Origin of the sequence: Miniphocaeibacter massiliensis (assembly GCF_900232905.1) — a bacterium.
GTDB lineage: Bacteria > Bacillota > Clostridia > Tissierellales > Peptoniphilaceae > Miniphocaeibacter > Miniphocaeibacter massiliensis.
On sequence record NZ_OCTQ01000005.1, the window covers coordinates 46,469 to 73,279 of the forward strand.

At 29.2% G+C, this 26,811-nt stretch carries 30 protein-coding genes; 22 read left to right on the forward strand and 8 right to left on the reverse strand.

The annotated features are described in order from the left end of the window. Nucleotides 1-14 precede the first annotated feature (14 nt). The 12 genes from CS899_RS09005 to CS899_RS09060 all read left to right on the forward strand — a co-directional run bounded on the left by CS899_RS09005 (nt 15) and on the right by CS899_RS09060 (nt 12,176). Nucleotides 15-1,037 carry an ABC transporter permease gene (locus CS899_RS09005; protein WP_100065867.1) on the forward strand — a complete coding sequence of 341 codons (1,023 nt, stop codon included), beginning with the start codon at nt 15-17 and terminating at the stop codon, nt 1,035-1,037. Between the two features lie 3 nt (nt 1,038-1,040). Next, nucleotides 1,041-1,976 carry an ABC transporter permease gene (locus CS899_RS09010; protein WP_100065868.1) on the forward strand — a complete coding sequence of 312 codons (936 nt, stop codon included), beginning with the start codon at nt 1,041-1,043 and terminating at the stop codon, nt 1,974-1,976. Then, nucleotides 1,973-2,761, forward strand: a complete 789-nt coding sequence (locus CS899_RS09015; protein WP_100065869.1) for a MerR family transcriptional regulator — start codon at nt 1,973-1,975, stop codon at nt 2,759-2,761. The genes CS899_RS09010 and CS899_RS09015 overlap by 4 nt, the downstream gene beginning before the upstream one ends. A gap of 164 nt (nt 2,762-2,925) precedes the next feature. Beyond that, on the forward strand, nt 2,926-3,912 hold the full coding sequence (locus CS899_RS09020; RefSeq protein WP_100065870.1) for a pirin family protein: 987 nt from the start codon (nt 2,926-2,928) through the stop codon (nt 3,910-3,912). Nucleotides 3,913-3,973: 61 nt separating this feature from the next. Next, complete coding sequence (locus tag CS899_RS09025) at nt 3,974-4,552, forward strand: NADPH-dependent FMN reductase (protein ID WP_100065871.1); 579 nt, start codon at nt 3,974-3,976, stop codon at nt 4,550-4,552. Between the two features lie 12 nt (nt 4,553-4,564). After that, the gene (locus tag CS899_RS09030) at nt 4,565-5,101 is read left to right on the forward strand and encodes an NADPH-dependent FMN reductase (protein ID WP_100065872.1); all 537 of its coding nucleotides are present in this window, start codon (nt 4,565-4,567) and stop codon (nt 5,099-5,101) included. Between the two features lie 87 nt (nt 5,102-5,188). Then, nucleotides 5,189-5,695, forward strand: coding sequence for a GNAT family N-acetyltransferase (locus tag CS899_RS09035; protein ID WP_100065873.1), 507 nt, complete (start codon nt 5,189-5,191; stop codon nt 5,693-5,695). 9 nt (nt 5,696-5,704) lie between these two features. Then, nucleotides 5,705-6,115 carry a GNAT family N-acetyltransferase gene (locus CS899_RS09040; RefSeq protein WP_100065874.1) on the forward strand — a complete coding sequence of 137 codons (411 nt, stop codon included), beginning with the start codon at nt 5,705-5,707 and terminating at the stop codon, nt 6,113-6,115. A 749-nt stretch (nt 6,116-6,864) separates the two neighbouring features. Continuing rightward, nucleotides 6,865-8,244 (forward strand): tryptophanase, encoded by a 1,380-nt coding sequence (locus tag CS899_RS09045; protein WP_100065875.1) that lies wholly within the window; start codon nt 6,865-6,867, stop codon nt 8,242-8,244. Between the two features lie 84 nt (nt 8,245-8,328). Next, the gene (locus tag CS899_RS09050; RefSeq protein ID WP_100065876.1) at nt 8,329-9,675 is read left to right on the forward strand and encodes a sodium-dependent transporter; all 1,347 of its coding nucleotides are present in this window, start codon (nt 8,329-8,331) and stop codon (nt 9,673-9,675) included. A 131-nt stretch (nt 9,676-9,806) separates the two neighbouring features. Beyond that, a complete protein-coding gene (locus CS899_RS09055) occupies nt 9,807-10,982 on the forward strand; it encodes a hypothetical protein (protein WP_100065877.1) in 1,176 nt (391 codons plus the stop codon). Between the two features lie 9 nt (nt 10,983-10,991). Further along, nucleotides 10,992-12,176, forward strand: coding sequence for a M20 metallopeptidase family protein (locus CS899_RS09060; protein ID WP_100065878.1), 1,185 nt, complete (start codon nt 10,992-10,994; stop codon nt 12,174-12,176). A 40-nt stretch (nt 12,177-12,216) separates the two neighbouring features. Here the strand turns inward: CS899_RS09060 and CS899_RS09065 are convergent, their stop codons facing one another. After that, nucleotides 12,217-12,894 carry a helix-turn-helix transcriptional regulator gene (locus CS899_RS09065; RefSeq protein WP_100065879.1) on the reverse strand — a complete coding sequence of 226 codons (678 nt, stop codon included), beginning with the start codon at nt 12,892-12,894 and terminating at the stop codon, nt 12,217-12,219. Between the two features lie 276 nt (nt 12,895-13,170). After that, entirely contained in the window at nt 13,171-13,824 is a 654-nt protein-coding gene (locus CS899_RS09070; protein WP_100065880.1) for a GntR family transcriptional regulator, read from the reverse strand. Nucleotides 13,825-14,001: 177 nt separating this feature from the next. Between CS899_RS09070 and CS899_RS09075 the strand changes: the two genes are divergently transcribed. The 3 genes from CS899_RS09075 to CS899_RS09085 all read left to right on the forward strand — a co-directional run bounded on the left by CS899_RS09075 (nt 14,002) and on the right by CS899_RS09085 (nt 17,406). Next, nucleotides 14,002-15,381: a tyrosine phenol-lyase gene (locus tag CS899_RS09075; RefSeq protein WP_100065881.1), complete on the forward strand. Its 1,380-nt coding sequence runs from the start codon at nt 14,002-14,004 to the stop codon at nt 15,379-15,381. Nucleotides 15,382-15,491: 110 nt separating this feature from the next. Then, complete coding sequence (locus CS899_RS09080) at nt 15,492-16,823, forward strand: sodium-dependent transporter (protein ID WP_100065882.1); 1,332 nt, start codon at nt 15,492-15,494, stop codon at nt 16,821-16,823. 79 nt (nt 16,824-16,902) lie between these two features. Beyond that, nucleotides 16,903-17,406, forward strand: a complete 504-nt coding sequence (locus CS899_RS09085) for a GNAT family N-acetyltransferase (protein ID WP_100065883.1) — start codon at nt 16,903-16,905, stop codon at nt 17,404-17,406. Nucleotides 17,407-17,413: 7 nt separating this feature from the next. Here the strand turns inward: CS899_RS09085 and CS899_RS09090 are convergent, their stop codons facing one another. The 6 genes from CS899_RS09090 to CS899_RS09115 form a co-directional block, all read right to left on the reverse strand. Beyond that, nucleotides 17,414-18,028, reverse strand: coding sequence for a hypothetical protein (locus CS899_RS09090; protein WP_100065884.1), 615 nt, complete (start codon nt 18,026-18,028; stop codon nt 17,414-17,416). Between the two features lie 29 nt (nt 18,029-18,057). After that, a complete protein-coding gene (locus CS899_RS09095; protein ID WP_100065885.1) occupies nt 18,058-18,816 on the reverse strand; it encodes a hypothetical protein in 759 nt (252 codons plus the stop codon). Between the two features lie 31 nt (nt 18,817-18,847). Beyond that, entirely contained in the window at nt 18,848-19,906 is a 1,059-nt protein-coding gene (locus tag CS899_RS09100) for a helix-turn-helix domain-containing protein (protein ID WP_100065886.1), read from the reverse strand. Nucleotides 19,907-20,056: 150 nt separating this feature from the next. After that, complete coding sequence (locus tag CS899_RS09105; RefSeq protein ID WP_100065887.1) at nt 20,057-20,374, reverse strand: hypothetical protein; 318 nt, start codon at nt 20,372-20,374, stop codon at nt 20,057-20,059. 105 nt (nt 20,375-20,479) lie between these two features. Next, nucleotides 20,480-20,899 (reverse strand): GNAT family N-acetyltransferase, encoded by a 420-nt coding sequence (locus CS899_RS09110; RefSeq protein WP_100065888.1) that lies wholly within the window; start codon nt 20,897-20,899, stop codon nt 20,480-20,482. A 99-nt stretch (nt 20,900-20,998) separates the two neighbouring features. Beyond that, nucleotides 20,999-22,183 (reverse strand): dicarboxylate/amino acid:cation symporter, encoded by a 1,185-nt coding sequence (locus CS899_RS09115; RefSeq protein ID WP_100065889.1) that lies wholly within the window; start codon nt 22,181-22,183, stop codon nt 20,999-21,001. Nucleotides 22,184-22,412: 229 nt separating this feature from the next. Between CS899_RS09115 and CS899_RS09120 the strand changes: the two genes are divergently transcribed. From CS899_RS09120 to CS899_RS09145, 7 genes are all read left to right on the forward strand, one after another. Beyond that, nucleotides 22,413-23,093 carry a TIGR00266 family protein gene (locus CS899_RS09120; protein ID WP_100065890.1) on the forward strand — a complete coding sequence of 227 codons (681 nt, stop codon included), beginning with the start codon at nt 22,413-22,415 and terminating at the stop codon, nt 23,091-23,093. A gap of 108 nt (nt 23,094-23,201) precedes the next feature. Further along, nucleotides 23,202-24,386 (forward strand): MalY/PatB family protein, encoded by a 1,185-nt coding sequence (locus CS899_RS09125; RefSeq protein ID WP_100065891.1) that lies wholly within the window; start codon nt 23,202-23,204, stop codon nt 24,384-24,386. Nucleotides 24,387-24,491: 105 nt separating this feature from the next. After that, entirely contained in the window at nt 24,492-24,644 is a 153-nt protein-coding gene (locus tag CS899_RS10880; protein WP_164995905.1) for a hypothetical protein, read from the forward strand. A gap of 65 nt (nt 24,645-24,709) precedes the next feature. After that, nucleotides 24,710-25,150: a GNAT family N-acetyltransferase gene (locus CS899_RS09130; protein WP_100065892.1), complete on the forward strand. Its 441-nt coding sequence runs from the start codon at nt 24,710-24,712 to the stop codon at nt 25,148-25,150. A gap of 37 nt (nt 25,151-25,187) precedes the next feature. Beyond that, entirely contained in the window at nt 25,188-25,454 is a 267-nt protein-coding gene (locus CS899_RS09135; protein WP_100065893.1) for a DUF6442 family protein, read from the forward strand. A gap of 111 nt (nt 25,455-25,565) precedes the next feature. Further along, nucleotides 25,566-26,366, forward strand: coding sequence for a VanZ family protein (locus CS899_RS09140; protein ID WP_100065894.1), 801 nt, complete (start codon nt 25,566-25,568; stop codon nt 26,364-26,366). 22 nt (nt 26,367-26,388) lie between these two features. Then, the gene (locus CS899_RS09145) at nt 26,389-26,685 is read left to right on the forward strand and encodes a hypothetical protein (RefSeq protein WP_100065895.1); all 297 of its coding nucleotides are present in this window, start codon (nt 26,389-26,391) and stop codon (nt 26,683-26,685) included. The last annotated feature ends 126 nt before the right edge of the window (nt 26,686-26,811 follow it).

The following is a 26,811-nucleotide window of genomic DNA, read 5'->3' on the forward strand; positions in this document are numbered from 1 at the left end:
TGAAAGAGGTAAATATGAAGAAAAAAAATATAACTTATTTAATCTCTATGATTATAGCTATTCTAGTTGTTGTATTAGGGTTGATATTAATAGTAGGAGGAGATTTTGCAACTGCAATAAATGGTTTTTTTAGAGGAATAATAGGAAACAAGTACCAAGTGGGGGAAGTTTTTGTAAAGGCTACACCTTTGATGCTAGTGGGTCTGGGGTGTGCTGTTGGTAATAAAACTGGATTTATAAATTTAGGTTCAGAAGGACAATTGTATATTGGAGCAATGGTCAGTACTTACATAGCTTTAACTTTTTCTAGTTTACCAAAGCTTGTATTAATTCCTTTTATGATTTTAGTTGGATTTATATTTGGTGGATTATGGGCGTTAATACCAGGATTTTTAAAAGCTAAGTTTAAATTGTCAGAAGTTATTATATGTATAATGCTAAATTATATAGCTATTAATATAGTGGCAATGGCAGTACGTACATTTTTAAAAGATCCTGCTTATAATTTTCCGGTTTCAGCAAATTTTTCAGATTCAGCAACTTTGTCAGTTTTAATTCCTCAAACAAGATTACATACTGGAATTATAATTGGACTTGTGGCTGCTGTAATAATATATATATTCATTTGGAAAACGCCTAAGGGCTTTGAGATGAGGAGTTGCGGACTAAACCAAAGAGCAAGTTTTTGTTCGGGTATAAAGGTAAATAGAAATGTTATTTTATCGTCTTTGATAAGTGGTGGATTAGCAGGAATAGCTGGAGTGATAGAAGTTGCTGGAGTACAGCATAGGTTAGTTGAAGGGCTATCTCCTAACTATGGTTATACTGCAATTATTGTAGCTTTACTCGGGAGAAATCACCCTGTAGGAGTTGTTATATCAGCAATTGCTATAGCAATGCTAGACGTAGGAGCATCTTCTATGCAAAGAACAGCAGGTGTGCCTAGTTCTATATCATCTATAATTTTAGGGCTAATTGTATTGTTGTTAATAGCAAAATATTTTGTAATATCCTATAAGAGAAAAAAGGAGGCATAGAAAATGAATGGTTTTTTAATTATAGTAGAAAAACTACTACAATCTTCTATAAAGATGGCAGCTCCTTTAACTTTTGTAGGAATAGGAGAAAGTATTTCTGAAAAGTCAGGTATTTTAAACATAGGCGTTGAAGGTATGATGCTAACAGGAGCATTTTCCAGTTTTATAATTTATTATTTTACAGGTAATCTTTTGCTAGGTATTTTAATGTCTATGGTGATTAGTGGAATAATTGGAATTGTTCAAGGATTTTTAGCTATTTCTTGTAAAGGCAATCAAACTATAATAGGACTTGCAATAAACTTTTTATTACTAGGAGTTACAAGTTTTATATTTTTAATGTTTTTTGGTGACTCTGTAGATTTACCATCGGTAAATATACTTCCAGTTATTAAAATTCCACTGTTGTCATCTATACCGATAATAGGAAAAGTGTTATTTCATCAAGATATATTAGTATACATACTTTATGCAATAATATCTGTAAGTTGTTTTATATTTTATAAAACAGAGTGGGGAGTTCAGTTAGAGGCTGTAGGAGAAAATCCAAGTGCAGCAGATACTGCAGGATTAAATATATTTAGAATTAGATATTTAGCTTGTTTTATTAATGGAATACTTTGTGGACTTGGTGGTGCTTATATGACAGTTTCACAGTTTGGTTTTTTCTCGGAAAATATAACTGCAGGTAGAGGATATATTGCATTAGCGGCTGTTACTTTGGGTAGAAGAAACCCAGCTTTAGTATTTTGTGCATCTCTTGTAATAGGATTTACAGAAAGCTTACAATATACTTTACAAAGTATGAATTTTGGTATTCCTTCGCAAGTATTCACGATGCTACCATATATAATAGCGGTAGTTGTGTTGCTGTTATCAATAGGTAAAGACAATAATCCTAGAAGTTTAGGTATACCATATGATAGAAATGAGAGGTGATAGTTATCGTAGAAGAAAACTTGCTAAATATTGGAGAATTGGCTAATTTATTTAATATAAATGAGCAAACGCTGAGATATTATAACAAAGTTGGACTGTTAGTGCCTTTCAAAAAGGGAGAAAATGGTTATAGGAAATATAAGATTGAGCAGATTTACACTTTAGCTACAATTAGATATTTAAGAAATTTAGATTATTCGATAGACGATATAAAAAATTACCTAGATATGATGGAATATGAAAGTAGAATATCTAATTTAACAGAACAGTATAAATTATTGACAGAAAAAATATTTAGATTGCAAAATATTCAAAAAGCAATTCAAAGAAAGACTAGTTTTGTGGAGGAAAAACTAAAGGGTATTAACCTTGAAGATATAACTGTTGTAGAAAATGAGAGAAGAAGTTATATGTTGCTAGGAAAAGAAAAAAGTATATATGTAAACAATTTATTCTACAGATATATAACAATGGTTGAATATAGAAAAGATAAAAAGACTTTTCTAATGTATATGAAAGATTTTGATGAATTCTATCATGAAAACCCTGGAATTTTAAATAAAGATTTAGTAAATTTTGTAGAGAAGGGGAAGTTTTTAACCGGATATCATATTGGAGATTATGAAGGAATTACTTTGACTGCTGAGAGAATAAGAAAAGAAGGAGAAAAAAGGAACATATTATTAGAAGATTATTTTATAACAACTAATATTATCGACCAATTTATAGAAAGTAATAGAGACAAATATATTACAGAAATACAAATACCATTAGCCAATAATTAGCTAATATAATATAACTATTAAGAAAGTCGCATTTGATTTTAATGCGGCTTTTTTATTGAAGTGCCATTAGAAGAGGATATATTTAATATTACTAACTAGGGGTATATATTGAAAGTAGTAAAAAACAAACTTTTACAAATTATATAAATCAAGGAGGAATAATTATGAATATATTAGAAAGAGGGGGCTTTGGAAGACGTTTAGATGTACAAAGTCCTTATATTCTTACAGCATATCATGATGATAGATATCCTAGAGGTAATGGAAAATTAGGTCCAGCAGAAGGTAATACTGGTAAATGGGAAATGTACTATGGAGAAGATGTACCAGGTTTTCCAGCCCATCCACATAGAGGTTTTGAAACGGTAACAGTAGTAGAAAATGGAGTTGTTGATCATTCAGACGGACTTGGAGCGAGTGGAAGATATGCTAATGGAGATGTTCAATGGATGACAGCAGGTAAAGGGCTTCAACATTGTGAAATGTTTCCGTTATTTAATACCGAAGAAGATAATCCACTAGATTTATTTCAAATTTGGTTAAATCTAGACAGTAAACATAAAATGGTTGAACCAGACTATAAAATGTTATGGAGAGAAGATGTACCAGTAATAGAGAAAAAAGATGTTAATGGGAAAAATATATCTGTAAAATTAGTGGCTGGTGAGGAAGATGGTATTAAAGCCTTAAAACCTACAAGGGATTCTTGGGCAAATAATCCAGAAAACCATGTTGGAATAAAATTTGTTACTTTAGAAGAAGGAGCAGAGTACACTATTAAAGGTATTTCTGATACTTTAAATAGGGCGGTATATTTTTACAATGGAAATAAAATCACAATAGATGGTGAAGAATTTGGTGAAAGAGAGTACGCTTTCTTAAAAGGAAATGCAGATACTTTAATAAAAAACATTGGAAATACTGAGGCTAAAATTTTGATACTTGATGGTGAGCCTATTAAAGAACCAGTAGCAGCTTATGGACCTTTTGTTATGACAACAATGGATGAAATAAGACAAGCTTATGTTGATTATGAAAAAACTCAGTTTGGTGGATGGCCATTTTCTAGAGCTGAGGTAGTACACGATCCATCACAAAAAAGATTTGCAAAACATTCTGATGGAAGAGTTGAATATCCAGAAGGTGAATAATTATTCGTAAGATATATGGGTATATATTTTAAGCGAAAATATTAAACAATAGGAGAGTATTATGATAATTAACAAAGAAAATGGCATAAATATTTTATTAGTTGTAGGAAGTGCTAGAAAAGGATCTTTTAACCAAATAATAGCCGATTATCTGGCAGATAAATATGGAGAAAGTTGTAATTTCAGAGAAGCTGATTTAAAGTCTTTACCAGTTTATTCTGAAGATATTGAAAATGATGAAATTGCATCGGTAACTAAGTTAAGAGAAGATGTAAGGTGGGCAGACGGTGTTGTAATTTTAACTCCAGAGCATAATTTTACAATGTCTGTATTAGTTAAGAACTTTATAGATTGGTGTTCAAGAATAGAACTTGTTTTAGCTAATAAACCTGTTATGATAACAGGAGCTACTATGGGATATTTTGGAACTGTTATGGCTCAAAGTCATGTTAGACAAGCTATGTTATCTCCAGGATTAAAGGCTATTGTAGTTCCAGGTACAGAAGTTTATATCACTACAATTCAAAATAGAGTTGTAGATGGAAAATTAATTGATGAGAATGCAGAGTCATTGAATAAAGCTTTTAATAACTTTGTAGATTATATAGCTTCAGATAATAGATACTGTTTTAAATGCTAATTAGGAGATAGTATGAATATTTTATTTGTTGTTGGTAGTACTAGAAAGGATTCGTATAATCAAATAGTTGCAAATTACTTGATGGATAAGTATAAAGATAATTATAATATCAGACAAGTTGAAATTAAGGAAATTCCAATGTTTTCAGAAGACATTGAAAAAATGAATTGGCCTATTGTAGAAAAAGCTAGGGAAGATGTAAAATGGGCAGATGGTGTTGTAATAGTTACGCCAGAATATAATTATTCTTTGCCAGCAGTTCTAAAAAACTTCATAGACTGGTGTTCTAGAGGAGAAAGAGTTTTTATGGATAAGCCTGTTATGATAACAGGTGCTTCTATTGGATATTGGGGTTCAATAAGAGCTCAAGGTGATTTAAGAAGAGTAATGAGAGCTAGTGGTGTTAAGGCTATAGTTGTACCAGGTATAGAAGTTTATTTTCCACAAATTCAAGATAGTATAGAAGATGGTAAATTAAGAGAAGATAAGGCGAAATCATTAGTTAAGAACTTTGAGATATTTGTAGATTATATTGAAAATATAAAATAAAAGCACCCTTAAGGGTGTTTTTTTATTTAAAAAAATAGATATGTGTAGTAGAATGTTTGTAATTGGATTTATTAATAGGAGAATTATATGAATTATGTAATAGATAGGGCAAAAATAGAAGATGCTAAGGAAATTGTTAGATATTTAAAGGATATATCTTTAGAAAGTGATAATTTAATTATGACAAAAGAACAGGCGGATGAAATGTCTGAAGCTGATGAGGGGCTAATAATTGATTCTTACAAATACAGCAAAACTAGTCTTATGCTTGTTGCAAAGCTTGAAGGAGAAATTATTTCGTTAGGTTCTTTAAAGGGAAATACTGGAAGAGCAAGTCATAGAGTAACTTTGGGTGTTACTGTAAAAAAAGATTATTGGAATAAAGGTATAGGAAGGGAAATGATAGATTCTCTTCTTAGATATGCAGCAGGAAATGAATATATAGAAATTGTAGATTTAACAGTAAAATCAGACAATTATGGAGCTATAAGCTTGTACGAAAGATTTGGATTTGAAAAAATAGGGTATTATGAAAATTATTTTAAATATGAAAATGGATATGGTGATGCTATTTTAATGAACTTATATTTATAAGGAGAAACTATGGAAATTTTATTGAAGGCTCCTAAACCAGAAGACTATATTGAACTTGGAAAATCATCTGGAATGGGTGGAGAAAAGAGTTTGAATAGAGCTGAAATAGCTTTGGGGAATTCTCTATTAAATGTTTGCATATATGAGAATGACAAATTAATAGGATATGGACGAATAGTAGGGGATGGAGCAATTACATTTGTTGTTGCAGATATTATGGTACATAAGGATTATCAAAGAAAAGGGTTAGGTAAAATGATTATGAGACAAGTTGACAATTACTTTAAAGATAATTGTAACGAAGAGTGTCATATTACCTTACTTGCAAATAGACCAGCAGATAAATTATATTCTAAGTTTGATTTTAAATATCTACAAGATTTTGAAGTCGGAATGAAAAGGAAAAATCAAAACTCATAAATTTGAGCTTTGATTTTTTTGTTTATAAATAAAATTTATACCGTATTTTTAGAGGTATTAATTTATAATTTAACTATATAAAATGAATTTAAACTTAATTTTGTTGTTTTTAATATTTAGGAATATATCTTTTTCGTCAATACTTTCAAAACTTTTATATTCATAAACTAATTATCGATAATAATTAAAATCTCTTTCTTATTTCTATATTTACAAATTCAGCTATCAAATAAACAAGGCTTCTGTTTCATTAAATCCAATTTTGGATTAATAGATAAAAATCTGATTTACTCATCTTGATAGTTTTGAATACAGTATTTTTTATGCACTAGTTAAAATTAATTTTTAGGCTGATAAATTTAAATGTATTTTTATAATCTTTTTTGTAATTCTTTAATTTTAACTTTTAAAACTTTCGTACAGTTAAATTAATTATATGTGAGAAAATAATTAATAAAATTAGACTATGGGAAATTTTTAAGTAGTATTTTGTACATTAAAAGAAGTAGCAAATGTATTATAGGATATAAAAATTTGTATAGGTTTAGTTTTAAATATAAGTTTTATTAAATATTAAAGTCTAACCTTAAAAAATAATAATATTTTATTAATTGTAAAGACAAATAAGCTCATAAAAGATAAAAAATTATTAAAAATATTCAAAAAGTTAAAAAATACTTCATAATGCTTGACTGAATAATTTAAATATGATAATATTTTATTAAATAGAAAGTTTAGGAGGAGATATTATGGCAAAAAGATACATACCAGAACCATTTAGAATTAAAATGGTGGAAAGAATTAAAATGTTAACTAGAGAGGAAAGAATAGAAAAGATTAAGGAAGCTAAATATAATCTTTTTAACTTAAGAGCAGAAGATGTTTATATTGACCTATTAACAGATAGTGGAACAAATGCAATGAGTGACGAACAATGGTCAGGAGTTATGAAAGGTGATGAAGCTTATGCAGGAGGAAAGAGCTATTTTCGTTTAGTAGAAGCAGGCAGAGATATTTTTGGATATGAGTTTATTCAACCTGTTCATCAAGGTAGAGGAGCAGAAAAAGTTTTATTCCCTACTAAACTAAGTGAAGGAAAAGTTGCTATTTCAAATATGTTTTTTGATACTACAAGAGCACATGTGGAATTAGCTGGAGCAAGAGCGATTGATTGTGTTGTAGAAGAAGCTAAAGATCCTACTCATAGAGCACCATTTAAAGGTAACATGGATGTTGAAAAGTTTGAAAAGTTAGTTAATGAACATGAAGGAAAAGTTGGTTTAGTGGTTATGACTATTACTAATAATTCCGCAGGTGGCCAACCAGTTAGCGTTGAAAATATGAGAGCTGTATCAGAAGTTTGTAAAAGATATAACATTCCATTATGTATAGATGCTGCAAGATTTGCTGAAAATGCTCATTTTGTAAAAGAACGAGAAGAAGAGTTTAAAAATTCATCTTTGAAAGAAATTACTAGAGAAATGTTTAGTTATGCAGATATGTTTATTATGAGTGCTAAAAAAGATGCTATAACTAACATGGGTGGACTTATTGGAATTAAAGATGATGCAAATTTATATCAACTTGTAAAGGGAAATTGTATTTCTTATGAGGGATTTATAACTTATGGTGGTCTTTCAGGAAGAGATTTGGAAGCTTTAGCTATAGGACTATATGAGGGATTAGATGAAGAATATTTAAATTATAGAGTTGGACAATTAGAGTATTTAGCATCTATTTTAGATGATAATGAAATAGCTTACCAAGCACCAGTTGGAGGACATGGACTATTTGTAGATGCAAAGAAAATGTTCCCTCACATTCCATATAATGAATTTCCAGGACAAGCACTGGCTGTTGAATTATATATAGAAGCTGGAATTAGAACTTGTGATATAGGTTCATATATGTTAGGTAACGATCCAGATACAGGGGAACAATTACAAGCGGATTTTGAATTTACTAGACTTGCCGTTGCAAGAAGAGTTTATACTCAAGCTCATTTCGATATAATGGCAGAGGCGTTAATAGCTATTAAGGATAGAGCAAAAGACGTTAAGGGATACAAAATTACTTGGGAACCACCAATTTTAAGACATTTTCAAGCTAGTTTAGAGCCAATCGAGTAACTAAATAATACAAAAAAATATCAGCTAAATTTTTAGCTGATATTTTTTATCCTTACTTAACTTAATTAGAAGGAGAGGTCTAATATGAGTAAAAGAAAAAAACAGGATGTAAGTAATTTAGGTACTAGGGATACGTTTTCATCTAGATGGGGATTTGTTCTAGCGTGTGTAGGTTCAGCAGTAGGGATGGGAAATATTTGGTTATTTCCATATAGAGTTGGTCAATTTGGAGGATTTGCTTTTTTAGTTCCATATTTTATATGTATATTTCTACTTGGTTTTACTGGAGTCATTGAAGAGATGACATTTGGACGAGCTATGAAAACAGGACCACTTGGAGCTTTTAAAAAGGCAATGGAGAAAAGAGGAAAGAAAAATGGTGATGTAATAGGGTTAATACCTGTTATTGGCTCGTTGGCAATAGCGATAGGGTATTCTGTAGTAGTAGGGTGGATAATCAAGTTTTTATTTGGAGCTTTTGTGGGAGATTTAGTAAAAACTACGGACAGTACAGCTTATTTTGGAGAAATTGCGGGAACATTTGGTAGTGTACCTTGGCATCTAATTGCTTTAGCATTGACATTTATAATAATGAGCGTTGGAATTTCTAAAGGTATAGAAAAAGTTAATAAAATTTTAATGCCAGCATTTTTTGTGCTTTTTATAATATTGGCTATAAGAGTTCCATTTCTAGATGGAGCAAGCAAAGGTTATGAATTTTTATTTACTTCTGATTGGTCAAAATTACTAAGTCCAAAGACTTGGATATATGCTTTAGGGCAATCCTTCTTTTCATTATCATTAGCAGGTTCTGGAACAGTTGTTTACGGAAGTTATTTGAAAGATAGTGAAAATGTTGTTAAAGCTAGTAGGAGTATTGCCATATTCGATACATTAGCAGCTTCTTTGGCAGCTTTAGTAATAATACCTTCAGTTTTTGCGTTTGGAATGAAGCCAACAGCAGGTCCTCCAATGTTATTTATAACTATGCCTGAAGTATTTAAGAAAATGCCTTTGGGACAAATGTTTTCTATAATATTTTTTATAGCAGTTTTATTTGCTGGAATAACTTCATTAATAAATTTATTTGAAACACCAATAGAGGCATTGCAAGATAAATTTAAATTATCTAGGAAAAAATCAGTTAGCATTATAGCTATTATTGGAGTAGTCGTTGGACTTTTAATAGAGAATGTAGAAGTTATGGGAAAATGGATGGATGTTGTTAGTATTTACGTTATACCACTTGGAGCATTACTTGCTGCAATTATGTTTTTCTGGGTATGTGGAGATAAATTTGTAAAAGACGAAATAGGAAAGGGACTGGATGGAGAGGTACCTAAATTTATTATTCCTCTGGGGAAATATGTATTTTGTGGTCTAACTATATTGGTATTAATACTTGGAATACTATGGGGAGGAATTGGATAATAAAGAAATAAATAAGTTTGATATTAACAGCTATTTATACTTAATCTCAACTTAACAGTAAGTATAAAATAGCTGTTTAAAATATCGATTTTAACTTATAGAAATTTATATAACAAAGAGAGGGATAAATAATGAATGGAGTTTTAATGTTAACGGTATTATTAGCAATATTTGCTATAGGGGAAATACTTGCGGAAAAAACAAAAGCACTGCTTTCAACAGCATTAGCTGTTGCGGTAATTTTGTTAATAGCTTTTTGGTTAGGATTGCCAAAGGATATATTTGAAGTATCAGCGGTTAATAAAATAGGTATGATACTAGTGAGCTTTCTAATAACATCTTTAGGAACAACTATGGATTTTTCAGAGCTGGCTAGGCAATGGAAAACTGTAATAATAGGCATAATAGGAGTATTTGCAGGGGTACTTGCAATAATATTAATAGCTCCATTGTTTATAGATAGTTCAATGGCAATAGCAGGGGCACCAATATATGCTGGAGCAAATGCAGCAGCTTTAATGATGAAAGATGCATTAGGAAGTGTTGGTAAAGAAAATCTATTTCAATTTTGTTTATTATTATTAGTAACACAAAATTTTGTAGGTATACCAGTAGCATCTGCATTACTTAGAAAAGAGGCGAAAACGTTTCTATTAGATGAGAAAAATATTGGAAAATATTCAGTTAGTTTAGAAGAGAAACAAAAATTAGAAAATAAAAGAAGAATTTTACAATTTCCAGAGTCATTAAATAAACCATCAGTAATATTTACTAAATTAGGAGTGGTTGCAGTTGTAGCTCATATGCTATCGGATTTGACAAATGGAAAGATACATACTTTTGTATTTGCTTTATTATTAGGAGTTGTATTTTCTCAGTTAGGTTTTTTAGATACAAATATCTTAGGTAAAACGGGTTCAAGTACTTTCATAGTGTTTGTAACTACGGTTGTAATATTTTCTAATTTAGCAGATACTACACCTAAGCAAATATTGGATATGATATTTCCGCTTATAGTATGTTTGGTATTAGGAACGGTAGGGATAATAATTGCTGGAACAATAATTGGAAAAATTTTAAAGATGAGTCCATATTTATCTATAGCTATTGGCTTGACTTGTACTTTTGGATTTCCAACAACAATGTTTATACCACAAGAAGTTTCAAGGGCAATAGGGAAAACAGAAGAAGAAAGAACGGCTATATTAAATTATCTTTCTCCAAAGATGTTAATAGCAGGTTTTGTGACAGTAACCATAGCTTCTGTATTTGTTGCAGGTCTTGTAATAGCTATTTATTTTTCATAGGAGTAAATTATGGATAGAACAATTTTAGATGAAGCTAAGAAAATAGAAGAAGAAATTATTGAGAACAGAAGGAAAATTCATAGTTTTGCAGAACTTGGATTTGAATTGCCGAAAACAGTAGAATTTGTTTGTGAAAAATTAAAATCATATGGTATAGAGCCAAGTATAATTGGAAAAAGTGGAATAACTTTTACATTAGGAGAAGGAGAAAAAACTTTTTTATTAAGAGCTGATATGGATGCTTTACCTATGGAAGAAACAACAGGACTTTCTTTCTCTGCAAAAAATGGGAATACTCATTCATGTGGACATGATATACATACTGCATCATTACTAGGAGCTGCAAGAATTTTAAAAGACAGAGAAAGTGAATTAAAGGGAAAGGTTAAATTTATGTTTCAACCAGCTGAGGAGTTATTAGCTGGAGCTAATGATATGGTAGAAGCAGGAATTTTAGAAAATCCAAAAGTAGATGCAGCTTTTGCAATACATATAATAGCAGGATTAGAAAATTCAAAAGCAGGGGTAGTTTATCATAAACCAAGAGAACTGACTTTTTCAGGAGATGCATTAACTATAAGAGTAGTAGGAAAAGATGCTCATGGTTCTACACCTCACTTAGGGGTAGATGCTGTGTACGTAGCTTCAAATATAGCTATAGCACTAAAATCATTATCTAACCATGTAGTACCAACAGATGTTCCTTCAGTAGTATTAGTGGGTAAAATTACAGGCGGAACAGCACCGAACACTGTTGCTGGCGAGGTTGAAATGGAAGTTTCAGTTAGGAGTAAAAATAGAGAATATAGAGAAGTTTTACTTGATAAAGTAAAAGAGGTTTCAACTAATATTGCAAAAGCATATGGTGCTACAGCTATAATAATTCACAACTATGGCATGCCAGGACTTTACAATGATGAAAAATTAGATTATGAACTATCAAATATCATAAAAGAATTATTAGGTGAAGATAAAGTACAAGATTTAACAGCATTTAATGGCTCAGAAGATTTTACCATGATAGCAGAAAAAGTTCCGTCTACATTAATGAATATAGGACTAGGAAGTATAGATGAAGGATATCCATACTACTTACATCATCCTTCTCTTTTGGTAGATGAAAAGAGCATATATAAAGTTGCAGCAGTATATGCATATAGTTCGTTGAGATGGCTAGAAAACTTTAGCAATTAATAAAATAGTAAAAAAATAAAGAAGGTTGATTAATGGATATCTAACCTTCTTTATTTATGTTTGTAATGTATCTGTACAAAGTAGCTTCTGAAATATTTAATTTTTTCGCAACTAATGGAATGGAAGATTTTAGTTCAAATAAATCTTTGCTATTTAAAGTTGAAACTACACTCATTTTTTCTTTTTTGTTTAGTGATTCAATAGGCTTATCTATTTTATTAATTACATCTTCAACAAGCTTTTTAGCTAAATCTGTTATAGTTAGGCCAATTTGTTCGGGTTCTTCAAATATAGTTGGGTCAGCTTTTTCAAATATAACATTGTCTACTAATGCATCTGGGTGGCATAATTTCAAAATATCACTAGCTATTTTTTCAAATCTCGAATCATTAAAATTTATACATAGTAGACCGATTAAATTATTCTCAGAGTCTTTTATGTATTTAGTAGAACATCTAATGAATTTATTACCATTAACTATACCCCTATAATTAGCTCTATAGTTAGAATTTACATAATCTTTAGTTTCTAGTTTTTCAGATATAAAATCTGTTATAGGATCTCCTATATTTCTTCCGCTTATTTTACCATTTGAAATAGCTATTATTTTTTTTCTAGAATTTCTAAGGTCAAATAACACAATTTCATAATCTGGACCTAGAGTTTCTCCTAAAAATTCAACTAACTCTGTGTAGTAAAGCATTATATCTTTTATCATATTACCATCTCTTCTATTATTTATATATTTAATAATATTATATCATAACAATAGAATTTTACGAAAATGAATAATAAAAATTTATCAAAAAAAGAATAAACAATAAAAATAATTGAAAATTATTACATTTAGCTAGAGGATTTATAGGATATTAATATATTGAAAATAAAAGTTAATGTTTTTTGAATAAAATATAATCACAATAATAGATAGACTGTAATTTACTTTGGATTCAGCCTATCTTATTAAGTACTATAATTGGGTTGATGTATATTTTTAATTATAATATTCTTTAAAAACATCATCAGCATGTTGGTAATGTTCTCTGATACATTCTTTAGCAGCATCTAAATCATCATTTTTGAATGCTTCTACTATTTTTTGATGTAGAGTAAAAGATTTTAATCTATTATCGCTAGTTGAATCAGAAGAAGTTATTTTATCAAGAGATCTTACAGCCATTTCTGACAAACCACTAAACTGTTTGTACAAATCTACTAATTTTTGATTTCCAGAGTATTCAAAAAATAACTTATGAAAACAATAATCATAGTAGAAGTATTTATCTGAATTTAAATTATATTCTTGTAAAACTAGCAAGCTTTCTAATTCTTTCTCTAACTGCTTTCTATCTACATTTTTAAAGAACAATTCAAAAGCACCTATAGTTATAATGGTCATTAATTCATTTATCTCTTTTGTTTTGTTATAATCGAAAATTAAAACTTGAGCACCTGCTCTAGTTATTTTTTCTATTAAGCCATCTCTTTCTAGCCTATTTATAGCATCTCTAATTGGACTAGAGCTAACTTCAAATCTTTCTTGTAGGTCTTTATTGACAAGCAGACTCCCGCTTTCTATTTTATGAGTAAATATTTCTCGTTTTAAAGTTTCGTAAATTTGCTCATTTAAACTTAATTTATTAATCATATTCTCTCCAATGGTGGTTATTATCTAAATTATAGCATTCAATAAAAATTCATTCAAATATTTAGAAAAAGCTTGACAAAGAAAAAACATATGATATTATATTGATAAAGACATAATGCATTAAGCATTACGCATAAATAAACTAATACTAATAATATTTTTGAGGAGGAAAAATTAATGGATTATTCAAAGTACCCAGCAGAACCTTTTAGAATTAAAATGGTTGAACCAGTTAAAATGGTAAGTAAAGAGGAAAGAGCAGCAGTGGCTAAGGAATCAGGTTATAATACTTTCTTGATACCTTCAAAAGAAGTATATATAGACTTATTAACAGATAGTGGAACTAACGCTATGAGTGACAGACAATGGGCTGGAATGATGTTAGGTGACGAAGCTTATGCAGGAAGTAGAAACTTTGAGCATTTAGAATCAACTGTAAAAGAACTTTTAGGAGTTAAACATGTTGTTCCTACACATCAAGGTAGAGGTGCTGAAAATATTTTATCTACTATAGCTATAAAGCCAGGACAATATGTTCCAGGTAACATGTATTTTACTACAACTAGATTCCATCAAGAACATAATGGTGGTATATTTGTTGACATAGTAAGAGACGAAGCTCATGATGCAACTATAGATGTTCCTTTCAAAGGAAATATAGACATTAATAAATTAAAAAAATTAATAGATGAAAAAGGCGCTGAAAGTATAGCATATGTTTGTTTAGCTGTTACTGTAAACTTAGCAGGTGGTCAACCAGTATCTATGGCAAATATTAAAGAAGTTTCTGCACTTTGCCGTGAACATGGAATAAAAGTATTCTTTGACGCTACAAGATTTGCTGAAAATGCATACTTCATAAAAGAGCAAGAAGAAGGATATGCTGATAAAACTATAACTGAAATAGTACACGAAATGTTTAGCTACGCTGATGGAGCTACAATGAGTGGTAAAAAAGACGGTATCGTTAATATAGGTGGATTCTTAGCATTAAATGACGAAGAATTATTTATGGCTGCTAAAGAAATGGTAGTAGTTTACGAAGGAATGCCTTCATACGGTGGTATGGCAGGTAGAGATATGGAAGCATTAGCAATTGGTCTTAAAGAATCAATGCAATTTGAATATATCCAACACAGAGTATTACAAGTTAGATACTTAGGTGAAAGATTATTAGAAGCTGGTGTTCCAATAGTTGAACCAGTTGGTGGTCATGCAGTATTCTTAGATGCAAGAAGATTCTGTCCACATCTAGAACAAAAAGATTTCCCAGCTCAAGCATTAGCTAATGAACTATTTATAGAGTCTGGTGTAAGATCAATGGAAAGAGGAATAGTTTCAGCTGGTAGAGATATTAAAACTGGCGAAAACCATACTCCAAAATTAGAAACAGTAAGACTTACAATTCCTAGAAGAGTTTATACTTACAAACATATGGACGTTGTTGCTGATGCGGTTATAAAATTATATAATCATAAAGAAGATATTAAAGGTTTGAAATTTGTATATGAACCAAAACAATTAAGATTCTTTACAGCAAGATTTGAGCATATTTAATTAAGATTAAGCAAAGGAAAGTAAAGGGCAGTGATTTACTCACTGCTCTTTTTTTAAAAAGGAAGTTTGTATATTAAAAAGAGAAAAACAAAAGAGAGAAGGAGATGAAAATGAGTGATAACTTAAATAACGAGAAAGGGTTTTCCTCAAAGTGGGGGTTTATCCTAGCATGTGTAGGTTCAGCAGTTGGAATGGCAAATATATGGGGGTTCCCATATAGAATGGCAGCAAATGGTGGAGGAGCATTTTTACTAATATATATAATATTTGTAGTTTTGTTTTCTAATGTTGCTCTTAGTGCAGAGTTTGCAATAGGAAGAAGATCGCAAACTGGAACTGTTGGTTCTTATGAAAAAGCATGGGAATCAAGAGGTAAAGGAAAGATAGGTCAAACATTAGGTTTTATACCATTAGCAGGCTCTATGTGTATAGCGATAGGTTATGCAATTATAGTAGGTTTAGCTTTAAGGGGATTATGGCAATCTATAACAGGGGAATTATTTAAAACAGCACCAGAAGCTTTGTTTGCTTCAGGAACTGGTGATTTTGGCTCAACAATATTCCATGTAATTATAGTTGTAGGTACCTTATTGACATTGTTTTTAGGAGCAGCTAGTATAGAAAAATCTAACAAAGTAATGATGCCATTATTAATTATAATATTTTTGGTTTTAGCTATAAGAGTAGCTTTCTTGCCAGGGGCAATAGAAGGTTACAAATATATGTTTATACCTAGATGGGAGTATATATTAAAAGCTAAAACTTGGATTATGGCAATGGGACAAGCTTTCTTCTCATTATCTGTAACAGGTAGTGGAATGATAGTTTACGGAGCGTACTTAAGTAAAAAAGAAGATATTGTAATGGGAGCTAGACAGACGGCACTATTTGACTCACTAGTAGCATTACTTGCTTCAGCAGTTATTATTCCAGCGATATTTGCCAATAATATACCATTAGAAGATGCATCTGGCCCGGGATTATTATTTATAATACTTCCTACAATATTAAAAGCTGTACCATTTGGAAGAATATTTGCAATAATATTATTTATAGCAGTAGTCTTTGCAGGTATAAGTTCACTTCAAAATATGTTTGAAGTGGTAGGGGAATCCTTAATGTACAGATTTAAAAAGTTAAAAAGATCTGTAACTCTAGTTATATTAGCGATAATATGTTTAGGATTTGGAATATTCATGGAAAATATAAACACTTGGGGTCCTTGGATGGATATAGTATCAATTTATATTATTCCAATAGGAGCAGTAATTGGCGGATTCTCATGGTTCTGGGTACTTAAAAAACAAGAACTTTTAGATGAAATAAACTTGGGGGCAGCTAAACAACAAGGAAGTACTTGGTATGCTTTCGGAAAATACGTTTTTGTTCCAATAGCGATATTCGTTTGTGTTTATAGTTTAGCTACAGGAACAGCTTTATAATATAATAAAAAAACGCCTTAGTCTTTTGATTAGGGTGTTTTTTATTATATAATTAAAGAAAAAGCAAGTAGGAGTATTTATGGAGTTTAGAAAAACGAAACTAAAAGATATAGACCAAATTTTAGAAATATACAGGCAGGGTTCAGAGTCTTTAAAAAGAGATGGTGTTGACCAGTGGCAAAATGAAAAGCCAGATACTAAAACTTTAATGACTGATATAGAAATGGAAGAGTCATATGTTTTAGTAGAGGACAATAATGTTAAAGGAACAGCAGCAGTTATTTTTGGTGGAGAAAAAACTTACGATTTAATATTTAATGGCATGTGGTTTAATGATGAAGAATATTGTACTATACATAGACTTGCAGTTTCAGAAGAAAGCAAAAGAAAAGGATTGGCAAAGGCTATGATGGATGAAATAGAGAAGCTATGTAAAAGTAAAGGAATTTATAGCATTAGAATAGACACACATGAAGATAATGTGAAAATGAGAAACTTTTTAGAACGTAGTGGATTTTTCTATTGTGGGAAAATCTTTTTAAGAAGTGGAGATTTAAGAGTTGCATATCAAAAAGAATTATAAAAAACTCCTATGTAGGAGTTTTTTTGTTTAAATATTTTATATAATTATATTTACTTTGAATATCTACAATATTTATATTGTAGTCTATAAACTTGTTTTTATCTGTTTTATTATAATATATTTTAGCGGAATTTACAATATAATAGCATAAGTCTTCAACATTTATAGTGATATGATATTCTTTTTTTTGTTTGCCATTTACTAAATCATGATTAAAAAAACTAGTCCCATAACTATCTGCACCATTAACACAAAGCTTGAATTTATATTCATAAATAGACTTTTTGTCATTTAGATTTTTAAAGTTTTGAGCATCTATTTTAGAAGTTCCTGAATGTAGAAAAGAACAACGTAAATCATAGCACATTCTACCAGTAAAATAAGGGTTTTTAGGTATTTTTTTATCTTTATCAAATTCTGTATAATCTGTGTAATAAAGACTAACATATTCATCAAACCATTTAGTATATTGTTTTTTTACTTTTCTATATCCTTTAGAGGTTATTAAATTAGGATATTCTATATTACCGCATATATCAGGAATTGTAAGTGCTAGTGCAAGTGCAGGAATATAACATTTTTGTTTTAAAGAATGAGTTATTGCTTCTAATTTTTCAATCATAAAAAACTCCTTATTAAAGTTATTGAATTTTATTTAGAAAACGGTAAAAAGTGAATTTGGCGGTTATTACATATCGTACATTCAGATATGTAGAAATCATTTTTAGGAGGAATAGACCAATTTCCTAAAACAATAATTAAGTTTTTGTGATTTGTAAATTTAACTTTATTATGGAAATTCCAATATAATTCTTCATTATAAAAATTTAATTTTATATGTTTACCATTATTGTACGGGAAAGATGGATAGTTCATTCTATACGCATATTCATCTTTGAATTTATGAAAAGGAGTACATTGAACAACTTTATTACCTTCAATCCCATTTTTATAAATTTTGAAACTTCGTTCATCAGCTAAAATTTGATTAGTGCTATAACCGTTGTAGGAATGATATTTTCTACACATATAATATATTTGATTTACAGTAGATATTGGTTTTTCTCCACCACCACCAGATACAATTGAATTACCTTTTCCAATATTTTTACTTGAAGAGGTACTAGCTATCATTAACTTTTTTGAAACGTCATCAAAGTTGAAACTACTTTCTTTATATTTTATAGGATTGAAAGCTCCATCTGCTACACAAAATTGATTGATGTGTTTTTTGCTTTTTTTCAGTGTTCTAAAATATGCACGTTCAGAAGAAGCAGCACTGACTATAGACATACTAGCTGGACAATTAGGAGTACTACAATAAAATATTTTACCAACATCTTGGATAGTAGCATCTTTTGCATAAATTAATTGTGTTTTTTCTGTATCTTTATAAGCTTTATATGGCATAGATATCCTCCTTTTAAATAGCATTTTCTAATTAAATAGTATCATATTTTCCTATTAGTCGATTAAAATCTTCGCTTTCTCTTAAAAAGCTATATTCTTCATCTGTTTTTAACTGGTTTATCATCATTTTTATAAACTCTTCTTTAGATTCAAAGTTATTGTAACTTTCACTTATTTTAGTATGTTTGTATAGTGTTGGATTTTTAAATGAATTGGGGTTTATAAAAGTTTGTAACATTAAATTAAAGTAATATAGAGTTTCTTTAATATCTTTTTTTAGTAAGGCTAAGCCTAAGTATGCAGAGTATTTATCTAAATTTGAAAGCTCAAAGAGTTCTGAAAACTTATAAGATAAATCGGCAAAATACTTTGCATCTTTTAAGTTATTTTCTGAAAATGAAACTTCCATTAGTTTAACTAGATGTGAATTTATTGTTGAATTTGTTTGAAATATTTTATTTTCTAATAATTCACATGCTTTGTCATAATCTTTTTTCTTAAAATACAATTTTGAAAGTAGAATTTCTTTATCTACTAAAGGCTTAAGAGAATCTAGTTTTCCAATTAATTCTTCTGCTTTATCAAGTTCATTATCATCTAAATACTTAGAAATTAACATAGCTCTCACAGAATCTTTTATTTGTATATTATCGCTGTCGATTAAATTTTCTATAATATTATCTAATTTTTCTTCGCAAGTTTTTTGGTCTTCAGTGGGATAGACCATTAACGCTCCTTTTAAAGTTAATGCCAAATTATAGGTTAACATATCATTGTTTGGAAATTCTTTTAGCTTTTTCATAGCAAAATCATAGCTTTCAGTGTATCCTTTTTCTTTTGCAATATCCATAATTTTATTTGCTAATAAACCAATTTCTGATGCAGTTAAGTCTTCTTTAAAAGAAAGCAGTGTATTCATGTCAACACCAAGAAGCCTTCCAAGAGCAGGAAGTATTGTTATATCAGGGTGAGAAGTTCCTGCTTCCCATTTATTTACAGCAGGTGTAGACACATTTAAATATTTAGCTACTTGTTCTTGGGTAAGTCCAATTTCTAATCTTTTTGTTTTTATAATTTCGTTTATTTTCATAATATCCTCCTAAATCAAATAGCTATTTGTTAATACAATAGTATCAATTAAAGAAGATACTAACAATTGAAATATAATTAATTTTTAGTATAAATAATTAACCAATGGTTAATTATAAATATAAAATTTAAGAGAAGATAGTTCTTAAAACTAGTTGTATTTAATTTTTCTCTTAACAATAAAATAGGATATAAAATAAGATATTGCTACTATAAATAAATATAAAATGGCTATGGTCATCATACTGTCAAAAAGTTTGAAAATAAGGATTGTGAATGATAATAGTATATCCCCTAAAATCCATAGTTTCCCTGTTGTTATATTTACTATAGTTCTATTTTTCTTGAAAATTAAGTATAGTGGGTTATTCCAAAGTACATTTTTGAATTTTACAAATAAAATACCTCCTAAAATTAATAAGAAACTTGGAATAAAACAAAAAATTATTTTTAAAATATTATTATCCATAGAATTATCTCCTTAGTATAAATTTATTTTAATAAATATAAATATACTAATTATAGCATTAGTAAGTTGAATATATATAGGAATTATGAATTTAAAGAAACAATACTATATTTCTTTAATAAAAAATATCTCCATAGGTTGTTTATATTTAGGTATATCTATAAGTAAACAACCTGCGTCGTGAAAGCCTAATTTTCTATAAAAATGTTGAGCTTCTTCATCTACCCTAGTTGATGTCATAATCATTCCGTAGCCTAGTTTTTTCATTTCTCCTTCCCAATGAGCTATTAATTTTTTTCCGTAGCCTTTACTTTGGTGTTTTGAGTCTATGTATATCATTGTGCAAAAAGGAGTGTTATCCCAAAAAAGATTATATCTAAGTATTCCAATAGTGATATTATTATCTAATATTATGTAACCAGTTTTATTTTTTATTTTATTTTCAAATTCTTCTTCAGACAAATGTTCATCGAGTTTAAACCAAAAAGTTTTATCGGTTTTATTGATATTTCTAATGTTTATCACGATAGCCTCCACGGAATATAATTTATATTTATTATAACAGAAATTTAACTGTGGAATTTAAGCAATAAAAAAACCACTTAATGTTAAGTGGTTTTTAGTTTATTTTTGTTGTTTTGGAACTTTTTTAAATATTCCGGTAACTATTAAAGCTATTGCGCCATCACCTGTGATATTACAAGCAGTACCGAAGCTATCTTGCAATGCAAAGATAGATAACATTAAGGCTGTTCCTGCATCATTAAAACCAACGATGGAAATTATTAAACCTAAAGAGGCAACTACTGTTCCACCAGGAACTCCAGGCGCTGCTATACCGAATATTCCAAGTAATAGTATAAATGTAATCATTGTACCGATTGCTGGTAGTTTCCCATAAAGTATTTGAGAAACTGTCATTACAAAGAACACTTCCGTTAGTACTGACCCACACAAATGAGTATTTGAACAAATAGGTATAACAAAGTCTATAATTCCAGGGTCTAATGTCTTGGACTTTCTAGCACATTTTAAAGCAACTGGTAGAGTTGCTGCAGAACTCATAGTACCCATAGCTGTTAAGTAGGCTGGAGGATAGTTTTTAAACACTTCTTTAGGGTTTGTTTTTGAGAAAAGTCCACCCATCGTGTAAAGTAATGTCATCCAAATAAAATGTCCTATTACTACTATTATTATTATTTTGAAGAAAACTGGTAATTGATAGATTATATCTCCTTCATAAGCTAAAGTTGCAAATGTTGTGGCTATAAAGAATGGTAGTATATTAATAACAAATTTATCAACTATAAACAAAACAACATTGTTAAATTCGTTAAATACTTTTTCTAAAGTTACACTTTTAGTCCATAGTATAGCAAGTCCAATTAATATTGAAGTTACAAGTGCTGTCATAACAGGTATTATAGGCTGAATTTCTAAAGCGAATAGAGATTCAGGTAAAGATTTTGCTGTTTCTGAAGCAGCTTTTCCAATATTCAATTTTGGTATTATTGAATAACCTGCAAGCATTGACATTAGAGCAGCTCCAACTGAAGATATGTAGCAAATAATTAAAGTTACAGATAATATTTTACCTGCACTTTCTTTTAAATTAATAATTGCTGGTGTTATGAATCCAAGAATTATTAGAGGAACACAGTAATTAATTAACTGGCTAAGTATACTTTTTAAAGCTATAAAAACAGATATTACAGGTTCATTTGCTATTAATCCAATAATAATTCCTACTACAATTCCCAAGATTAGTTTAAAAATTAAACTATTAAAAATACTTTTTTTCTTTTCCATAATTAACTCCTTTCAAAATATAAAATTTTTCAAATTGTGTTAATATATTAACTCCTTGATATCATTACTAATCATATCACAGGAATGTTGAAAAGTAAACATTTATAAAAGCTAATATATCTAATAAATAGTAATAATATTATTGTAAATAATTAATTGAATAAGGATGTTTAAAAGATAAATAAATATAGTAAAATAAATATATGATACATCTTAGGAGGAATAATATATGAAATACGAAATTTTAGGTGAAGGATTACCTTATGTAGTTTGTAATTTACAAAGTGGTGAAAGTGTAATTACTGAAGGTGGGGGTATGAGCTGGATGTCTCCAAATATGAGAATGGAAACTACTTCAAGAGGTGGTGTAGGAAAAGCTTTTGGAAGAATGTTTTCGGGAGAAAGTATGTTTCAAAATAGATATACTGCTGAAAATGGTGAGGGAATGATAGCTTTCGCCTCAAGTTTCCCAGGAAGTATAAGAGCTTTTGAAATATCACCAGGTAATGACATAATAGCTCAAAAAAGATCTTTCTTAGCATGTGAAGAAGGTGTTGAACTTTCTGTGTTTTTTAACAAGAAAATTGCAGGCTCAATGTTTGGTGGAGAAGGTTTCATAATGCAGAGATTTTCAGGAAATGGTGTTGTATTTGTCGAGATAGATGGTTATGCTGTCGAATATGATTTGGAGGTAGGGCAGTCTATAATTGTAGATACTGGTCATTTAGCAGCTATGGACTCTACTTGTACATTAAATATAAAAACAGTTTCAGGTATAAAGAATAAATTTTTAGGTGGAGAAGGCTTTTTTAATACTGAAATCATAGGTCCAGGGAAAGTTATTTTACAATCTATGACTTTGAGTAATTTAGCAGGAGCTATAGGTTCAGTTAGCCCATCAAGTAACTAAAATTGTATTTTTTGTAATAATAAAAAGGTATTTAAGTAAAGCTTAAATGTCTTTTTTTATTTAAGGATAAATATGAATGATATAATATAAATTAAAGGAGAGGATATTATGCAATATGATTTTGAAACAAGTCCTACTAGAAAAGAGGAAGGTTCACTTAAGTGGAAACAAATGTACAGTTGGAATGAAAATATACCAGATGATGTTGTACCTTTGTCGGTAGCAGATATGGAGTTTCTAAATCCACCAGAAATAACTGAGGGACTTTCAGAGTTTGCGAAAAAAGTGGTATATGGTTATACTGGTCCAACTATGGAGTATAGTGAAGCTGTAAAAAGTTGGATGAAAAATAAGCATGATTTTGACATAGAAAGTGATTGGATTGTAAATACTTCAGGTGTAGTTACAGGCTTTTTTACAGCGGTAAGAGCTTATACAAATGTTGGAGATGGAGTAATTATTATGACTCCTGTGTATTATCCATTTTATAATGCAGTAGAAAAAACTGGAAGAAAGTTAGTAAAAAATCCTTTATTAAACAATAATGACTATTATGAAATAGATTTTGAAAATTTAGATAAATTATGTCAAAAGGAAGAAAACAAGCTTATAATTTTTTGCTCTCCACACAATCCTATTGGAAGAGTTTGGAAGAAGGAAGAGTTAGAAAAACTTGCCGAAATAGCAATTAGAAATAATATGATTATAGTTTCAGATGAAATTCACAATGATATTATAATGAAAGGATACAAACACACAGTATTACAAACTTTGTCAGAAAAAATAGCTGATAGAACTATTACTTGTACAGCTCCTAGTAAAACCTTTAATTTGGCAGGACTTGCTTGTTCAAATATAATTATAAAAAATGAAATGCTTAGAGAAAAATATGTGAAAGCTACTCAAGAAGTTGGAAGTTCTATAATAAATATTTTCGGGTATGAAGGTTGTAGATTAGCATATACAAAATGTGAAAAATGGTTAGAAGAACTTTTAAAAGTTATAGAAATTAACAGAGATTTAGTAGTTAAGTTTTTTGAAGAAAAATATCCTAAAATAACAGCGAACCCTATAGAAGGAACTTACTTGCAATGGGTAAACTTTAAAGCTCTAGGAATGGATAAAGATAGTTTAGAAAAATTTATGCACGAAAAAGCTTTCTTTATAACTGATGAAGGGTATATATTCGGTGAAGAAGGCGATGGGTATGAAAGAATAAACCTTGCAGTTCCAACAAAAAAACTTGAAATCTGTTTAAATTATTTGGATAATGCTTTAAAAGAAATATACTAAAAAAGAGGTCAAAACCTCTTTTTTTTATGTGGCTTGCAATTAGAAATCTAATGTGCTATACTACTAATACGGTAATAGTAATTAATAATAAAAGGGAGAAGAATCATGAAAAAGAAATTAACTTTAACAACTTTATTATCATTAATGGTATTAACACTATTATTAGCAGCATTTACAGGTGAAAAATTATTAGATGAAAACAATGAAGGTGTTATAACAGCAAATATAGTTGAAAAAACAGACATAGTAAATAATTAGAATTGTTATTTGGCAGAATGATTTTAATGTGTTATTCTTTATAGAATATTTATAGGAGGTAACATATGAAAATTATTCCAATAAATGTAGAAGATTATGATGGTGTTTATGATTTGTGGATTAATACTCCAGGGATGGGACTAAATAATATTGACGATTCGAGAGAAGGAATAAGCAAATTTATAAAGAGAAATCCTAATACTTGTTTTGTTGCAGTTGAAAATGACAATATTATAGGAGTAATTATTTGTGGACATGATGGTAGAAGAGGTTATATTTACCATACAGCAGTTATTCCAGTTAAGAGAAAACAAGGGATAGGTAGGGCATTGCTAGAAGCTTCTATGAAAGGATTAGAAAAAGAAGGTATTTCAAAAGTTGCTCTTGTTATATTTTCAAAAAATGATTTAGGAAATAAATTTTGGGAAAAATGTGGTTTTAATAGTAGAAACGACTTAACATATAGAAATAAATCTATCGTAGATTTAGTGAGAATAGATACTTAATGATGTGCTGTATTTATATTTTTAAGGAAAGAAATTGATGGAAAAAGAGAAGTGGAAATATATTATTTTTGGTATTTTAGGAATACTAGGAATAGTAGTTCTAGTATTAAGGTTTCTTACAGGAGAAAGTATATACAAAAACTTAGGATTTATATTTATTTTTTTATCAGGTAGTATTATTGAATTATCAAAATATAAAGAAAACAAAAAAAGAGGTTCTTTAATTTGGGGAGTAATATTTGTAATATTATTAGTCATTAATTCTTTGGATTTAATAATAAATTTACTTGGTATTAGAATTTAACAATACTCTACTTACAGCTGAGGAACTTCAGCTGTTTTTTTATATTTAATTTGTGAATATGTAATAAGTTTGTAAGATTTGTTTGCTAAGATACTGTAAAGGGAGGTTTGCATGTTAAATTTAGCAATAATGGTTTATCAAATAATTGTGATGTTTATTCCGTTTTTTATTGTGTACTTTCAATTAAACAAGGGAAGAAGCATAGAGAAAAAAGATATAATTTCATATATGATTTTTGGAATATACTTATTTGAAGTATTTCACATTACAGGTTCAGGAACTATATATGATGGAATTTATAATGAATTTAGAATAGGACTTGGAAAAATTAATTTACTAGTTCTTTCTAGAGGAAATATTTTTTATAATGGAGTTATAGGAATTTTACTTAGCGTAATTATAGGAATTTCAATACTTAAATATTGTGAAAAAAAGAATAAAAAAACAAAGAGAAACTTTACATTTTTATACATAATTTTACTTATAATAGGAACTTTATTTATGTTAGTTCAAGGAGGAAGTAGCATAGGTTATGTACTAAATGTAATAATGTTTATACCTCTAGGGTTTTTGTTACCATTTTTATGGAAAAGCAAAGACAGAATAGGTTCAGTATTATCTTATGGATTTATGTTGTCATTAGCCATTGAAATAAGTCAGTTATTAAATGATAGAACTACTGGTGTCGATGACTTACTTATGAATACAATAGGTGCAGTTATAGGATTCATAATTTTTAGAATGTTAAAGGGAATAAAAAAATGGAGTAACAATAGAATTGAAACTTATAAATTAGAACCAGCATTTTACATAGCTGCTATGTTTTTAGGGAAATTCTTTTTATATAATTGGGTTGGAGTATCAAGAATATTAAACGATATTTGGCATCAAATTTGTTTTGTTGTTATGTAATATACTATTAATGGGTGATAATATGAAGTTTAAAAATCCTAATGCTAGAAAAATAAAAGGAAGTCATTTATTATTAATATCTTGTGCATATTGTAAAGAGCCTACTCTAAAATACCAAAAAGTTGGAAATAGTGGACTTATCAAAATGTATAATGATAGGATATTGGAAGGAAATATTGACTTTTCCAAATACCATGGAGTGCTACTTTGCCCAAATTGTGGTGAGCAAGTAGCTATAAGGTACATTACAAAAAACGATAGAAAAGAAGCTTATAGATTACATCACAGTACTTTTAATAAGAAAAAGATAAGGGATTAAGCAATATATAAAAGAAACAAGTAACTTGAAGATTATATATATTATGGATATTAGAGTTTTAAGATATTAAAGTGGAAAAACAATATCAAAAAGAATTTAAACAAATATAAAATAAATTTAAAAGTA